Below are 14,760 nucleotides of genomic sequence, written 5' to 3' on the forward strand. Positions count from 1 at the left end.
GTGCGTAAAACGACCGCTGCTCTCTCGGCCCTGGCCCTGTCCGCCCTTGCTCTGACCGGCTGCTCTGCGGTGCCGGGCAACGATGCCGCGGACTGCGACCGTGTCTCGTCGACCGGCCTGGCGGCGTCCGTCGAGGTCGTTGGCACCTTCGGTACGCCGCAGGTCGCGATCGACATGCCGGTTCGCGCGTCAGAAGTGAAGTACACCGACCTCATCGTCGGTGACGGCCCCGCAATCGCCGCGTCGAACCAGAACGCCATCATGACTCGGCTGCTGGTCAACGGCGACACCGGCGAACCGATCCACTCCGCGCTGAGCGTCTGGAGCCCGGACTCTGCCGCGGCAGAGTTCCCCGGCGTCGAACAGGCGCTGGAGTGCGCAACCGAGGGAAGCCGCGTCGCCGTCGCGATTCCGGCCGCCGATCTGCCCGAAGGCCTGGCACCGCAGATCGGCCTCGGCGCCGACGCCAGCCTCGTCGCCGTCTACGACATCCAGTACACGCTGCTCCCGAAGGCCGAGGGTGATGACGTGTTCAACACCACCCGCGGGATCCCCTCGGTGGTGCGTGCACCCGACGGTCGCCCCGGCATCATCGTGCCCGGCAGCGCCGCGCCCGACACGGTCGTCGTCGAGACCCTGATCGACGGGCGGGGCGAAGCCGTCGCGGACGGCACACCGATGTTCCACTACACGGCCGTGGACTGGGCGAACCGCTCGGTCGTCGGCAGCTCGTGGGACGGCCCCGTGATGTTGAACGCGCAGTCCCTGCCCGAAGAGGTCGCCCAGGCGATCTCCGAGGCGACCATCGGCTCACAGGTGATGGTGATCGTGCCGGACGAGACCGGCGACGCGGTGACCTACGTCGTCGACATCCTGGGTGTGATCCCCGAGGAGCTGGCACAGGGATGACCGTCACGATCCCCGCGGAGGAGCGTCTGACGAATCTCGTCGTGGCGCTGATGGCCACGGGGATCGGCCTGACCAAGCAACAGATCCTCGACAGCGTCTCCGGCTACCGTCAGCGCGCAGAAGCCGGCGCCAAGCCCGACGCGCTCGAGAAGATGTTCGAGCGCGACAAGGACGAGCTGCGCACCCTGGGTATCCCGATCGAGACCATCGGCGACCCGACCGATCCGCATGATCTGCGCGAAGCCCGCTACCGCATTCCGCAGGCCGATTACGATCTGCCTGCCGACATCGAGTTCACGGATGCGGAACTCGCCGTGCTTCGCCTCGCGGGCAGCGTCTGGAGTGCAGAGTCCGTCTCGGTCGACGCGCAAGCGGGTGTGCGAAAGATCCGCGCGCTGGGTATCGACGGCGACGAACCGATCATCGGCTTCGCCCCGCGCATCGCGGCGCGCGATGCTGCGTTCCCCAAGCTGCAGGAGGGCATCGAGCGCAGTCGAGTCGTCGTCTTCGAGTACCTCAAGCCCGGCGACGCCGCGGCCAGCACGCGGCGAATCCGACCGTTGGCACTGGTCGAGTACGAGGCGCGCTGGCATGTGTTCGGCATCGATCTGGATGCCGCCGCCGATCGGACGTTCCTGCTGAGCAGAATCGTCAGTGATGTGAAGGTGACCGGCCAGACGTTCGACGCGTCCCTGCGCATCGGGGCGGGGGAGCGCGCGCTGTCGGGACTCGCAGCGGTCGCCGCGGCACAGAGCGCCCTGCTCGAGGTGACCCCGGGCACCGAGGCGGCACTGCGACTCGGGCGCCGTTCCACGGTCGCTGCACAGGGCATCCGCGTGCCCTACGTCGACCGACACGTCTTCGCCGACGAGCTCGCCGCCTACGGGCCAGAGGTGCGCGTCGTCGAACCTGCCGACCTGCGCGACGCCGTGATCGACCGCCTCCGGGCGATCAGTCGCGTGCACTCCGACGGAGGTGACTGACGATGACAACCCGTGCACCGTTGCTCGCGGCGGATCGCGTGCGACTGTACCTGACGCTCGTGCCATACCTCCTCGAACGCGGCCAGGTCACCCTCGACGAGGCCGCCGCCGACTTCGGCGTGACGCCCGCGCAGATGCGACAGATGGTCGAGAAGCTGACGGTGATCGGCCTGCCCGGTGATTCCGGATTCTGGCAACCGCCGCAGGAGATGTTCGACATCGACTGGGACCTGCTCGACGAGCACGGCGTGATCGAGATCACCAACGACGTCGCGCTGCGGCGTGTTCCGCGCTTCACCGCGCGTGAGGCCGCGGCCCTGCTCGCCGGCCTCCAGATGGTCGCGGCCGTTCCCGCGGTCGCAGACTCGGGCCTGGTCTCGGGACTGATGGCCAAGCTGTCCCGAGGATCCGCGGACGCGCCGCCTGACCTGGTGGTCGCCCCGGTCGAGGTCAGCGCCGTGCAGCACGTCGTCTCGCGTGCGCTCCACGAAGGCGTCGCCGTGTCGTTCCGCTATCACGCACCGGATGCCGAACCGACGGTGCGGACCGTCGACCCGATGCAGATCCTGCTGACGAACGGGCAGTGGTATCTGCAGGGCTGGTGCCATCTGCGCCAGGCGATGCGCACGTTCCACCTCGATCGTGTGAGTGATCCCGAACTCACCGTCATCGCCATCACGCACACCGACGCCGCCGCACCGCCCGATTTCGGCGCGGGAACGCAGGCGGGGCCCGTCACCGTGCGTCTGCCGGAGCGGCTCGTCCCCCTGCTCGGCGCCTTTTCGCACGATGAAGTCGCACGCTCCGCAGGCCTGGTGACGCTGCGGTTCCACATGGCCGATCCGCGGGGCATCAAGCGGATCGCGGCACGATTCGGTGGCGCCGTCGAGGTGCTCGACCCACCCCCGGCACGCGCAGCGACGCAGGAATGGGCATCCGACGGACTCGCGTTGTACGTCGTCCCCAGCACCGATTCGTGACGATAGACTGAACCAACCTTGACCCATCCAGAGGAGACATCCATGGGCAATCTCTTCGCAGGACCACACCTGTGGATCATTCTGATCATCATCCTTCTTCTCTTCGGCGCGGCGAAGCTGCCGGCGCTGGCGAAGAGCCTCGGCCAGTCCGCTCGTGTCTTCAAGGGCGAAATGAAGGCGATGAAGGAGGACGACGCAGACGCGACGACCCCCGACGCCGCCGACGCGACGGCAACGGGCACTTCGGCTCCGGCAAAGCCATCCGCGGAGCGTCCTGCTGATCAGGACACACCGCCTCGCGCTTCCTAGGCCGTGACTGAACTGAACGTCGAAGCGCAGCCCGAGGACGGGAAGCGCGATCGACGCATGTCGCTCGGCGAGCATCTGCGCGAGGCTCGCAAGCGACTGATCATCGCGGTGATCGGCCTCGCGGCCGGTATGGTGATCGCATTCATCGTCACCGACCCGATCATCAACTTCCTGACCGAGCCGATCCGCATCATCGATGAAGAGCGCGGTGGCGACTTCGCGGAGTTGATGTTCACGGGCATCGCTTCTGGATTCAACCTGCGAATCCGCATGGCTCTGTCGATCGGTCTGTTGTTGTCGGCACCGGTCTGGCTATGGCAGATCTGGGCGTTCGTCATGCCGGGGCTCACCAAGAAAGAGATCCGGTACACGCTCGCGTTCGTCGGCGCGGCGATACCGCTGTTCTTCACCGGTGGGTACGTCGCCGTGCTGGTGGCACCGCACGTGATCGAAGTGATGTCGAGCTTCGTGCCCGAGATCGGCGTGAACTTCTTCGATTCCGACTACTACTACGACTTCATCCTGAAGTTCGTTCTGGTGATCGGTGTCTCGTTCGTGCTGCCGGTGTTCATGGTGGCGTTGAACCTCGCCGGTGTGATGTCCGGTGCGGCGATGCTGAAGGGGTGGCGGATCGCGATCCTTGTCGCCTCGCTGTTCGCAGCGATCGCGACGCCCGCTGCCGACATCGGTTCGATGCTGCTGCTGGCCGGCATTCTCGTGGTGCTCTACTTCGCCGCGGCCCTGTTGTCGCTGCTGTTCGACCGCCGCAAGAAGAAGCGCGAGATCGCCGCAGGTCTTGACCCGGACGCCCCGGCAGCATGACATCACACGCTGAGCGCTACGCGGCAGCCCGATCGGCCGCGGAGCACCCGCAGACACAGGCGTTCTCGGCCCAGCAGCGCTTCGACCTGGACCCGTTCCAGGTCGAAGCCTGTCAGGCCCTCGAGCGCGGGCGCAGTGTGCTGGTCGCAGCCCCCACCGGTGCGGGCAAGACGATCGTCGGCGAGTTCGCGATCCACATGGCGATGCAGACCGCGAACGACAAGGCGTTCTACACCACGCCGATGAAGGCGCTGTCGAATCAGAAGTTCCGTGAGCTGGTCGATGCGTACGGCGCGGACCAGGTCGGTCTGCTCACCGGCGACACCAACATCAACGGCAACGCGCGCATCGTGGTGATGACTACCGAAGTGCTGCGCAACATGCTGTACGCCGACTCCGACGCCCTGCGCGGGCTGCGCTATGTCGTCATGGACGAGGTTCACTACCTCGCCGACCGGTTCCGCGGTCCTGTGTGGGAAGAGGTGATCCTGCACCTTCCGCAGGATGTGCGACTGATCTCTCTCAGCGCCACGGTGTCGAACGCCGAGGAGTTCGGTGACTGGCTTGACACGGTCCGCGGTGACACCGATGTGATCGTCTCCGAGATCCGCCCGGTACCGCTGGAGCAGCACGTGCTGGTGCGCGATGACCTGCTGCCGTTGTTCGACGACCGCGCCGGTGTCGCCACGGCACAGGTCAATCAGGAGTTGTCACGCCTGCGCTCTTCTTCCGGTCCGCGACATGAGAGCAATCGTCGGGCGCAGGAGTACCGCAGCAACCGCCACGCCGGCCGTCACGCTCAGCGCCCGCCGCGCGGCGGAAAGCGCCCGAACAGGGGTGCCGACGAGCGCCGCATCGAGCGCATGGATCGTCCAGACGTGGTTCGTCTGCTCGAACGGGCGAACCTCTTGCCGGCGATCTTCTTCATCTTCAGCCGCGTCGGGTGCGATGCTGCCGTGCAGCAGGTCAGACGCGCCGGTGTGCGACTGACCACAGCGGAGGAACGCGCTGAGATCAAGGCGATCGTCGACGACCGCACACGCTCCTTGCAGGACGAGGACCTCGATGTGCTCGGATTCTGGGAGTGGCGCGACAATCTGGAGCGGGGTGTCGCCGCCCACCATGCCGGCCTCCTGCCCGCTTTCAAGGAAGTCGTCGAAGAACTGTTCCAGCGAAAGCTCGTGAAGGCCGTCTTCGCCACCGAGACGCTCGCGCTGGGAATCAACATGCCCGCGCGCACCGTCGTCCTCGAGAAGATGGAGAAGTTCAACGGCGAGGCGCGGGTCGCGATTACCTCAGGGGAGTACACCCAGCTCACGGGGCGCGCCGGCCGCCGCGGCATCGATGTGGAGGGCCACGCGGTCGTGCAGTGGACCGCGGGCATGGACCCGCAGGCGGTCGCCGCGCTGGCTTCGCGGCGCACCTATCCGCTGAACTCCAGCTTCCGCCCCACCTACAACATGGCCGTCAATCTGATCGACCGGTTCGGTCGGGAGCGGGCGCGCGAGATCCTCGAATCGTCGTTCGCGCAGTTCCAGGCGGACCGCGCCGTGGTGGGCCTGGCACGCAAGGTCAAGGACGCCGAGGAATCCCTGCAGGGCTACCGCACCGCGATGAAGTGCGAACACGGGGACTTTCCCGACTACGCGGCGATCCGCCGCGAGCTGAGCGACCTCGAGAAGAAGAACCGCAAGGACGCGGCGGCGCCCCGAGCCGTCCGCGAGAAGCGGATGAAGAAGATCCAGGGTCTGCGGACGCGCATGCAGCGCCACTCCTGCCACGGATGCCCCGATCGGGAAGCCCATGCGAGGTGGGCAGAGCGCTACTACTCCCTCAAGCGCGAGACCGACCGCACACGCCGACAGATCGAGACCCGCACCGGCACCGTCGCCCGCACTTTCGACCGCGTCATCGACGTGCTGCAGGTGGTCGGCTATCTCGACGGCGAGGGCGGTGACCTCGCTCTCACCGAGGCCGGGCGCACGATGCGTCGCATCTACGGAGAGCGCGATCTGCTTGTCGCAGAGGCGCTGCGGAACAACCTGTGGCGCAACCTCGATGCACCCTCGCTTGCGGCCATGGCGAGCTGCCTGGTGTACGAACCCCGCCGTGACGAACAGAACCTCGGCGAGCGTGGTCTGCCCCGCGGGGCGTTCCGCATCGCCTACGACCAGACGATGCGGTTGTGGGTCGAGCTCGATGAGCTGGAGCACGACTACGGCCTGCCACGCACCGAGCCGCTGGCTCCTGGGCTCGCTGCGGCGATGCACAATTGGACGCGAGGCGGTTCCCTCGATCGGGTGCTGGTCGATGCCGATATGGCTGCGGGTGACTTCGTGCGCTGGTCGAAGCAGACGATCGATCTGCTCGATCAGCTCTCGATCGTCGCCGAGGATGACCAGCTCGCCCGTACTGCGCGGCGTGCACTCGATGGTGTGCGTCGCGGCATCGTCGCGTACTCGGCGGTGTGACCCGGATGCCGGCATCCGCCACCGCGGCTCCTGTGCGCCCGCTCGTGCCCCTGTGGCTCGCCGTACCGATGGCCGCGGCCGCAGGTGCGCTGATGAACTTCGCCTTCCCCGCAGTGGCGGCATGGCCCTTGGCTCTCGTCGCACTTGCCCTGCTGCTGCCCGCCCTGATCGGCCGGCGCTTCGGCGGCGCGCTGCTGGTGGCCGCGGTCTACGGACTTGTGCTGTTCGCCCTGCTCGTGTCGTGGACGGCCCGCTATCTGGGCCCGATTCCGTGGGTGGCACTGTTCGTGCTCGAGGCCGCACTGACGGCCATTGCACTGGTGCCCATCACGCTGGCGTACCGGTGGCTTCCACGCGCCTGGCCGCGTAGCAGAACCGTGGTGCTGCCACTCACCGTCGCAGCGCTCTGGACGGTGCACGAGCTCTTTCTCGGCAACTGGCCGTACGGTGGCTTTCCCTGGGCACGGCTGGGCATGACGCAGTCGGAAGGGCCATTCGCCCCGGTCGCCTCGTGGGTGGGGGTGAGCGGCCTGACCTTCCTGATGGTCGCGGCGGTAGCCCTGCTGATCGAGGTCGTACGAATGCGCACGTGGCGACAGCCGTTGCGCCTGATCGCCCCGGCGCTGACGGTGCTCGTTCTCGTGTTCACGCCACTGTTCCCGACGACGCCGTCCGGAGCGATGAGCATCGCCGCGGTGCAGGGCAACGGTGCGACCGGGTACTTCGACGATCGCGAACCCTACGGTGTGATCACCGCGCAGACCGAGGCGATGGATGCGTTGCGCGGTGAGGATATCGACCTCGTCGTCTGGCCAGAGGGCGGGGTCGACTACGACCCGTTCCAGGATCCCGCGACAGCACGGCGGCTCACCCGGCTGGTGAACGTCTTCGACGCGCCATTGCTCGCCAACACCGCGACGCAACGCGGCGAGGAGTACTTCAACACGTCGTTCCTGTGGACCGACGAGGGCACCGCGACGCAGAGTCACGACAAGCGCCACCCGGTGCCGTTCGGCGAGTACGTGCCGGACCGTGACTTCTACTACGCCATCGCTCCCGACCTCATCGGCCTGATCGGCAGGGAGTACACGCCGGGCGTCAACCCGCCGTTCGTCGACGTCGACGGCGTGCGCGTGGGGCTGGCCATCTGCTTCGACGTGATCTACGACGAGGTCATCCGCGAGAGTGTGACCGCCGGTGCCGAAGTGCTCGTGTTCCAGACCAACAACGCCGACTTCCGTGGCACCGACGAGAACCTGCAGCAGCTCGCCTTCGCGCGCATGCGCGCGATCGAGACGGGGCGCAGCGTCGTCAACGTCTCTACGGTGGGCACGAGTCAGATCATTCGTCCGGACGGCTCGACCGTCTCGTCGCTGGACGCAGATGAGGCCGGAGCGTTGCTCGAGGATGTCGAGCTACGCTCCGGCCTCACGGCGGGTGTCGTGCTGGGCCCCTGGATTCAGCTGGTGCTGCTGGTCTCAGGCTGCGTCACGCTGATCATCGCCGGCGTGCGCGCCCGGCGCGAGTGATTCAGCGTCGGTGCATCATGCGCCGATGCGCTCGTGCGACGGGTCGTCACCGTCGCCACGACGTGCCCGCACGTAGGCGAGCCGGTCTGCGAGGAGCTCTTCGAGCTCGTCGCGGGTGCGACGCTCGAGAAGCATGTCCCAGTGCGTGCGGGCCGCCTTCTCATCGGCCTCTTCGAGCTTGACCGATGCGCCGTCGACCTGCAGCACAGCTTCCGCGCCGCACGCGCGGCACTCCCAGGTCTGCGGAGACTCCGCATCCGCGGCGAACATCAGCGTGGTCTCCTGACCGCACGACTCGCACTTGTACGTCGTGGCGCGACGTTCCATGAAAACGACGCCCTCTTCGCTCTGAAGGCTCTGCGCACCCAATCGGATGCCGCGAAGGCTGCGATCTGCCATTGTGTGGTCCTCTCGTCGCTGTTAGGTATAGCGCGCGCGCCTGTGCGCTTCATCCATGGTCGCGAGTTCTGCGCAGAAGACTCAGGATATTCTCAGGTTAAGGACGACGTTTTGGGTGTATCAGGGCCGACCGAGCGTATCCAGCGCGAGATCCGCACGATCGGTCACGATTCCATCGACGCCCGCATCGACGAGGCGTTGCATCTCGGCGGGATCGTTGACGGTCCACACATGCACTTCGACCCCCAGCGCGTGCGCCGCCCGCACGAGTGAGGGCGTCAGGATGCGCACGCCGGCATGACGTTCGGGGATCTGCACGGCGTCGACGCCGCGCAGTGCGCGAGCGGGGGAGAGGCGGGCCCCGGAGAGTGCACGCAACGCCGCGATGACGCGCTTGCCGCCGGAGGTCGCCGGTGGCATCTCGGCGCCCGCGCGTCGAACGGAATCCAGCGCCGCCGCGCGGTTGCGGTCTGAGAAGCTCGTCAACAGAACGCGGTGCGCGTGCGGAGCGATCTGCGCACCGATCGGGGCGGCGACGGCGGCAACCTTCACATCGATGTTGAAGCGTGAGCGCGGAAAGGCCTCGAGAGCTTCGGTGACCGTCAGCAGTCCACCGTGGTCGGCGAAGAGCTCGACAAGCTCGGCGGTGCGCACCGAAGCAATCGGCCGAGGGTCCCCGGCGATGCGCTGCAGCGTGCTGTCGTGGAACAGTACGACGTCGCCGTCAGCGGTGACTTGGCAGTCGGTCTCGATGTAGCGCGCTCCGGCAGCATCCGCCGCGGCGAATGCTGCTGCTGTGTTCTCCCAGATCGCGGGATCCTGCCCGGGGGCGGACGCCAGACCGCGGTGCGCGAGAACCCTGGGACCGTCGATTCCCCGGAAGTACGGGTGGGTCACGCGTCGCGCTGTGAGTCGGAGCCCGGGCGGGGCGTGAACGCGCTACCGATGCCCTTGAGTGCCTCGGTGAGCTCGCTGGGGATGATCCAGAGTTTGCTGGATTCGCTCTCGCTGATCTTCGGGAGCATCTGCAGGTACTGGTAAGCGAGCAGCTTGTCGTCGGGACGGCCCTGGTGAATCGCTGTGAAGACGTTCTGGATCGCTTCGGCCTCACCCTGCGCTCGGAGCACAGCCGCCTGCTTGTCACCCTCGGCCTTGAGGATTGCGGCCTGACGCTGACCCTCGGCTTCGAGGATCTGCGACTGCTTCGACCCCTCGGCCGTCAGGATCGCAGCGCGACGGTCACGCTCGGCACGCATCTGCTTCTCCATCGAGTCCTGGATCGAGACGGGCGGGTCGATCGCCTTCAGCTCGACCCGCGAGACGCGGATGCCCCACTTGCCGGTCGCCTCGTCGAGCACTACCCGCAGCTGCCCATTGATCTCGTCACGGCTGGTGAGCGCCTCTTCGAGGTTGAGTCCGCCGACGACGTTGCGCAACGTCGTGGTCGTGAGCTGCTCGACGGCGCCGAGGTAGTTCGCGATCTCGTAGGTAGCGGCGCGGGCGTCGGTCACCTGAAAGTAGACCACCGTGTCTATCGAGACGACGAGGTTGTCTTCGGTGATCACCGGCTGCGGGGGAAATGACACCACCTGTTCGCGCATGTCGATCAACGGGCGCAGCCGGTCGATGAACGGAACCAGAAGGTTGAGGCCCGGCGTAAGTGTCTTGTGATAGCGACCGAGTCGCTCGACGACGCCGGCTGTCGCCTGGGGGATGATCCGGATCGCCCGCGCCAGGGTGACGAGCACGAAGATGATGACGGCGATCGCCAGCACCCAGGCGATCGCGGCAGGGATGATCGAGCTGTCCATCAGAAGTCCTCTTCCGTGACGGGGTGGACGATCGCGGTCGCGCCGTCGATCTCGGTGACAGCGATACGGCTGCCTTGACTGATCGGAGTACCGTCGAAGCTCCGCGCGGTCCAGGTGTCACCGTTGCCGAGCTTGACTTGTCCCGACCCTTGGGTGATGTCGGTGAGTGCGACGCCACGCTGGTCGAGCAACGCGTCGAGGTTCGTCGGTGTCGGATCTTCATCCCGGCTGAGGCGATGCAGCAACGGTGGCCGCAAGAAGAACACGAAGGCCGCGGCCGCGGCGCCGGCAATGATGACCTGCGCCCAGATCGGTACCCCGACCAAGTCGGTGACCAGGCCGACGGCGCCGCCGAACGACAGCATCAGGAAGGTGAGATCGAGCGTGAGCATTTCGATCACCAAGAAGAGGGCGATCAGCACGATCCAGCCGATCCACGCCCACTCGTCGATGACCGTGATGAATGTCGTGAAGCCGTCCATGGGCCCTCCTGCGCTCAACTTACCACGCGTGGGGAACGCTCGGCCCGACCCGCGACGCTGTAGGCTGGGACGTCGCTGAACGTGCGAAATCCGCGCCCCCGAGGAGTAGTTATGTCCCAGGTTCTTCCCGCCGGATCCCTCGACGGCAAGGTGGCGTTGGTCACCGGTTCGTCGCGAGGTATCGGCGCCGACACGATCCGCTACTTCGCCGAGGCCGGCGCAGATGTCGTGATCAACTTCCGCAACAAGGCGCCGCGCGCTGAGAAGCTCGCGAACGAGCTGCGTGCGCTGGGACGCCGGGCTCTGGTCGTGGGCGCCGATCTGACCGACCCCGCGTCGGTCTCGGCGATGTTCGACCAGGTGCGCGATGAGTTCGGGCGTCTTGACATCCTGGTGCTCAACGCATCGGGCGGCATGGAATCCGGCATGGCCGAGGACTACGCACTCAAGCTCAACCGCGACGCGCAGGTGGGTGTGCTGAAGGCAGCCGAGCCGCTGCTGGGTGACGGCGCCCGCGTGGTGTTCGTCACCAGCCACCAGGCGCACTTCATCCGGACGACCCCGACCATGCCCGAGTACGAGCCGGTCGCCAAGTCGAAGCGCGCCGGTGAAGACGCTCTTCGTGAGCTGATCCCGGGGCTGACTGAGAAGGGCATCGGTTTCACGGTGGTCTCCGGCGACATGATCGAGGGAACCATCACGGCCACGCTGCTCGAGCGCGCGAACCCGGGTGCCATCGCCGGGCGCCGCGAGTCTGCCGGCAAGCTCTACAACGTGTCCGAGTTTGCTGCGGAGGTCGCGCAGGCGGCCATCGACGCGGTTCCGGCAGACAACACTCGACTCGTCGGTGACACTTCGGACTTCATCGCCGAGTGACCCTTGTGCGATGGTCGGTCTCGACCGTCGCACGAACGAGAGAAGGCGACCCGATTGCTCGGGTCGCCTTCTCTCGTTGTGAGGGGACGGTCAGACGGCCAGTGCCTCGACGTCCTTCTTCATCGTGATCGCACGGATGATCTGGATGAGTCCCAGCGCCACGAGCGAGGCGCCGAGCACGATCCACAGCAGGGCGGCTGCGTACAGCGGCGACAGGATGACGACGATACCGGCGATGATGCTGAGCAGCGAGTACAGCAGCGTCCAGACCTTAGTGGTCTTCTGCCCCATGATGCTCAAGGCGACGACGCCGTCGACGATCCAGCTGATGCCGATGAAGATGGCGACGACGATCGCCAGGGTGACCTTCGCCGCGCCCAGGTTGGCGAAGGCGATGATTCCTGCCGCGAGATACAGCAGACCCAGCAGGATGTGCCCGACACGGGCCCAGCCGCCACCCTTGCCCGAGAAGATGCCGAGCCCGATGTAGACGAGGCCCCCGACGATGAGGTAGGACGCGAAGATACCGGTGACGATCACCGCGGTCTTGCTCGGCCAGGCGAGCAGAACGATGCCGGCGATCAGTGCGATCGCACCGGACACGGCGAGGAACGTGCGAACGGACTTCATGAAGCTCTTCGCTTCAGTGAGTGCATCGGTCATGGGGAACCTTTCCTTGAGTCTCCTATGAAGGTGATGTTCCTCAGCGTAGCGGGGTGCCGGCGCCGGCACACGACTTTCTCGCCCATGGAGGGTGGCGTGTGTCGGACGTGGATGCAAGGATCAGACGGTCCGGCGTAGAAAACCCGGCGGAAGGAGCCACCCGTGGCAGACAGGCATCCGGCGGACGGCCACGACGTCATCCGCGTCGAGGGGGCACGCGAGAACAACCTCAAGAGCGTCAGCGTCAGCATCCCGAAACGGCGTCTCACGGTCTTCACCGGCGTCTCGGGGTCGGGCAAGAGCTCTCTCGTCTTCGACACGATCGCGGCGGAGTCCCGGCGCATGATCGACGAAACCTACAGCGCCTTCGTGCAGGGGTTCATGCCATCGGTGCCGCGACCGGATGTCGACGTGCTCGAGGGCCTCACGACGGCGATCCTCGTCGATCAGGAACGCCTCGGCGCCAACCCGCGGTCAACGGTGGGAACCGTCACGGACGCGAATGCAATGCTGCGCATCCTGTTCTCGCGGTTCGGCGCACCGTACATCGGTGGCCCGACGGCCTTCTCGTTCAATATCCCGACCCAGCGCGCGAGCGGTGTGATGACGGGGCCGGGCGGCGAGAAGAAGATCGTGAAGGATGCCGTCTATCTTGGCGGTATGTGCCCACGCTGCGAGGGCAGGGGATCGGTGTCGGATCTGGACCTGACACAGGTCGTCGACGAATCGAAGTCGCTGTCGGACGGCGCCATCCTGGTGCCCGGCTACACCGCCGACGGGTGGATGGTGAAGCAGTTCGCCGGCTCGGGCTTCTACCCGGCCGACAAGCCGATCGCCTCGTTCACCGAGAAGCAGCGCCACCTGTTCCTGTACGGCGAGGTGACCAAGGTCAAGATCAACGACATCAACATCACCTACGAGGGATTGATCCCCAAGATCAGCAAGTCGATGCTGTCCAAAGACATCGACGCCCTGCAGCCGCACATCCGCGCATTCGTCGAACGCGCCGCGACGTTCGCCACATGCCCCGAATGCGACGGGACCCGTCTGACGGAGGGGGCGCGGTCGTCGAAGATCGATGGCGTCAGCATCGCCGATGCCTGTCGGATGCAGGTGACCGACCTGGCCACGTGGGTCCGCGGGCTGGAACTCCCCGGTGCCGGTCCGCTGCTGGACGCGCTGCGGGCGAATCTCGATTCCTTCGTGACACTGGGACTCGGGTATCTGAGCCTGGAGCGCCCGTCGGGCACGCTGAGTGGGGGAGAGGCCCAGCGCATCAAGCTGCTTCGGCACCTGGGATCATCCCTCACCGACGTCACCTACGTCTTCGATGAGCCGACGATCGGGTTGCATCCGCACGACATTCAGCAGATGAATGCCCTGCTGCTGCAGCTGCGCGACAAGGGGAACACCGTTCTGGTCGTCGAGCACAAGCCAGAGACCATCGCGATCGGCGACCATGTCGTCGATCTCGGCCCCGGAGCCGGTAGCGCGGGAGGCGAGATCGACTTCGAGGGTTCGGTCGAGGACCTCGCCGCCAGTGACACGGTCACCGGCCGACATCTGAAGGATCGCGCGCGTCTCAAGGAGGGCGTCCGCACACGTACCGGGGTCATCGAGGTACGCGGTGCCAACGCGAACAATCTGAAGAACGTCGATGTGGACGTCCCGACCGGGGTGCTCACGGTGATCACCGGTGTCGCTGGCTCGGGTAAGAGTTCACTCGTGCACGGCTCCATTTCGCCGCGTCCGGACGTCGTCTCGATCGATCAGACGGCGATCAAGGGCTCGCGCCGCAGCAACCCCGCCACGTACACCGGAATGCTCGATCCGATCCGCAAGGCATTCGCGAAGGCGAACGGCGTCAAGCCCGCGTTGTTCAGTGCGAACAGCGAAGGCGCATGCCCCACGTGCAAGGGCGCCGGCGTGATCGTGACAGAGCTCGGGTTCATGGACACCATCGAGACGCCCTGTGAGGATTGTGGCGGCAAGCGTTTCCAAGCAGCGGTGCTCGACTACCGGCTGGGTGGACTCGATATCACGCAGGTGCTCGATCTGCCCGTGGCCGAGGCGCACGCGTTCTTCTCGGCACCCGATACCAGGATCCCCGCGGCCGTGAAGATCCTCAGCCGTATGGAGGACGTCGGGCTCGGCTACCTCACGCTCGGCCAGCCGCTCTCCACTCTCTCGGGCGGAGAGCGTCAGCGTCTGAAGCTCGCCATCCAGATGGGCGAGGCGGCAGAGACATACGTGCTCGACGAGCCGACCACCGGCTTGCACCTCGCCGACGTCGACAATCTGCTCGCGCTGCTCGACCGGCTCGTTGATTCCGGAAAGACAGTCATCGTGATCGAGCACCACCAGGCGGTGATGGCGCACGCCGACTGGATCATCGACATCGGCCCGGGGGCAGGACACGACGGCGGTCGCGTGGTGTTCGAGGGCACCCCGGCCGACCTCGTGGCGGCGCGTTCGACGCTGACAGGGCAGCACCTCGCCGACTACGTCGGGGCGTGACTCGGTGCC

At 66.4% G+C, this 14,760-nt stretch carries 14 protein-coding genes; 9 read left to right on the plus strand and 5 right to left on the minus strand.

All coding sequences use genetic code 11. The features are described from left to right. The 7 genes from JF543_RS08990 to lnt are packed head-to-tail and all read left to right on the plus strand — an operon-like array spanning position 1 to position 8,003. Entirely contained in the window at positions 1-909 is a 909-nt protein-coding gene (locus tag JF543_RS08990; RefSeq protein WP_206823792.1) for a hypothetical protein, read from the plus strand. After that, complete coding sequence (locus JF543_RS08995; protein ID WP_206823797.1) at positions 906-1,892, plus strand: helix-turn-helix transcriptional regulator; 987 nt, start codon at positions 906-908, stop codon at positions 1,890-1,892. Before JF543_RS08990 ends, JF543_RS08995 begins: the two co-directional genes overlap by 4 nt. A gap of 2 nt (positions 1,893-1,894) precedes the next feature. After that, the gene (locus JF543_RS09000) at positions 1,895-2,872 is read left to right on the plus strand and encodes a helix-turn-helix transcriptional regulator (protein WP_206823802.1); all 978 of its coding nucleotides are present in this window, start codon (positions 1,895-1,897) and stop codon (positions 2,870-2,872) included. Positions 2,873-2,914: 42 nt separating this feature from the next. After that, on the plus strand, positions 2,915-3,181 hold the full coding sequence (locus JF543_RS09005) for a twin-arginine translocase TatA/TatE family subunit (RefSeq protein ID WP_206549889.1): 267 nt from the start codon (positions 2,915-2,917) through the stop codon (positions 3,179-3,181). Between the two features lie 57 nt (positions 3,182-3,238). Beyond that, positions 3,239-4,003 carry a twin-arginine translocase subunit TatC gene (gene tatC, locus JF543_RS09010; RefSeq protein WP_206551199.1) on the plus strand — a complete coding sequence of 255 codons (765 nt, stop codon included), beginning with the start codon at positions 3,239-3,241 and terminating at the stop codon, positions 4,001-4,003. Next, the gene (locus tag JF543_RS09015; protein ID WP_206549888.1) at positions 4,000-6,474 is read left to right on the plus strand and encodes a DEAD/DEAH box helicase; all 2,475 of its coding nucleotides are present in this window, start codon (positions 4,000-4,002) and stop codon (positions 6,472-6,474) included. The genes tatC and JF543_RS09015 overlap by 4 nt, the downstream gene beginning before the upstream one ends. A 5-nt stretch (positions 6,475-6,479) precedes the next feature. After that, entirely contained in the window at positions 6,480-8,003 is a 1,524-nt protein-coding gene (lnt, locus tag JF543_RS09020) for an apolipoprotein N-acyltransferase (protein ID WP_206824289.1), read from the plus strand. Positions 8,004-8,018: 15 nt separating this feature from the next. Here the strand turns inward: lnt and JF543_RS09025 are convergent, their stop codons facing one another. The 4 genes from JF543_RS09025 to JF543_RS09040 all read right to left on the minus strand — a co-directional run bounded on the left by JF543_RS09025 (position 8,019) and on the right by JF543_RS09040 (position 10,695). Beyond that, positions 8,019-8,402, minus strand: coding sequence for an RNA polymerase-binding protein RbpA (locus JF543_RS09025; protein WP_179410854.1), 384 nt, complete (start codon positions 8,400-8,402; stop codon positions 8,019-8,021). 120 nt (positions 8,403-8,522) lie between these two features. After that, positions 8,523-9,299, minus strand: a complete 777-nt coding sequence (locus JF543_RS09030; RefSeq protein ID WP_206823804.1) for a glycerophosphodiester phosphodiesterase family protein — start codon at positions 9,297-9,299, stop codon at positions 8,523-8,525. Then, positions 9,296-10,213, minus strand: coding sequence for an SPFH domain-containing protein (locus JF543_RS09035; protein ID WP_179410852.1), 918 nt, complete (start codon positions 10,211-10,213; stop codon positions 9,296-9,298). Before JF543_RS09035 ends, JF543_RS09030 begins: the two co-directional genes overlap by 4 nt. After that, complete coding sequence (locus JF543_RS09040; protein WP_179410851.1) at positions 10,213-10,695, minus strand: NfeD family protein; 483 nt, start codon at positions 10,693-10,695, stop codon at positions 10,213-10,215. Before JF543_RS09040 ends, JF543_RS09035 begins: the two co-directional genes overlap by 1 nt. A 111-nt stretch (positions 10,696-10,806) precedes the next feature. Here JF543_RS09040 and JF543_RS09045 point away from each other — a divergent pair, with 111 nt between their 5' ends. Continuing rightward, positions 10,807-11,571: an SDR family oxidoreductase gene (locus tag JF543_RS09045; RefSeq protein ID WP_206823806.1), complete on the plus strand. Its 765-nt coding sequence runs from the start codon at positions 10,807-10,809 to the stop codon at positions 11,569-11,571. Positions 11,572-11,661: 90 nt separating this feature from the next. On the opposite strand, the gene JF543_RS09050 is transcribed toward JF543_RS09045, so the two are convergent. Further along, a complete protein-coding gene (locus tag JF543_RS09050; RefSeq protein WP_206549886.1) occupies positions 11,662-12,234 on the minus strand; it encodes an HdeD family acid-resistance protein in 573 nt (190 codons plus the stop codon). Between the two features lie 162 nt (positions 12,235-12,396). On the opposite strand from JF543_RS09050, the gene JF543_RS09055 reads away from it, so the two are divergent. After that, positions 12,397-14,751 carry an ATP-binding cassette domain-containing protein gene (locus JF543_RS09055; RefSeq protein ID WP_206823807.1) on the plus strand — a complete coding sequence of 785 codons (2,355 nt, stop codon included), beginning with the start codon at positions 12,397-12,399 and terminating at the stop codon, positions 14,749-14,751. The last annotated feature ends 9 nt before the right edge of the window (positions 14,752-14,760 follow it).

It is taken from the genome of Microbacterium esteraromaticum (genome assembly GCF_017303215.1).
Lineage (GTDB): Bacteria > Actinomycetota > Actinomycetes > Actinomycetales > Microbacteriaceae > Microbacterium > Microbacterium esteraromaticum_C.

Coding starts and splice junctions, on each gene's coding strand:
- JF543_RS08995 (WP_206823797.1), top strand. CDS start 906: ATGACCGTCACGATCCCCGCGGAGGAGCGTCTGACGAATCTCGTCGTG.
- JF543_RS09015 (WP_206549888.1), top strand. CDS start 4,000: ATGACATCACACGCTGAGCGCTACGCGGCAGCCCGATCGGCCGCGGAG.
- tatC (WP_206551199.1), top strand. CDS start 3,239: ATGTCGCTCGGCGAGCATCTGCGCGAGGCTCGCAAGCGACTGATCATC.
- JF543_RS09000 (WP_206823802.1), top strand. CDS start 1,895: ATGACAACCCGTGCACCGTTGCTCGCGGCGGATCGCGTGCGACTGTAC.
- JF543_RS09025 (WP_179410854.1), bottom strand. CDS start 8,402: ATGGCAGATCGCAGCCTTCGCGGCATCCGATTGGGTGCGCAGAGCCTT.
- JF543_RS09050 (WP_206549886.1), bottom strand. CDS start 12,234: ATGACCGATGCACTCACTGAAGCGAAGAGCTTCATGAAGTCCGTTCGC.
- JF543_RS09005 (WP_206549889.1), top strand. CDS start 2,915: ATGGGCAATCTCTTCGCAGGACCACACCTGTGGATCATTCTGATCATC.
- JF543_RS09045 (WP_206823806.1), top strand. CDS start 10,807: ATGTCCCAGGTTCTTCCCGCCGGATCCCTCGACGGCAAGGTGGCGTTG.
- lnt (WP_206824289.1), top strand. CDS start 6,480: ATGCCGGCATCCGCCACCGCGGCTCCTGTGCGCCCGCTCGTGCCCCTG.
- JF543_RS09035 (WP_179410852.1), bottom strand. CDS start 10,213: ATGGACAGCTCGATCATCCCTGCCGCGATCGCCTGGGTGCTGGCGATC.
- JF543_RS09040 (WP_179410851.1), bottom strand. CDS start 10,695: ATGGACGGCTTCACGACATTCATCACGGTCATCGACGAGTGGGCGTGG.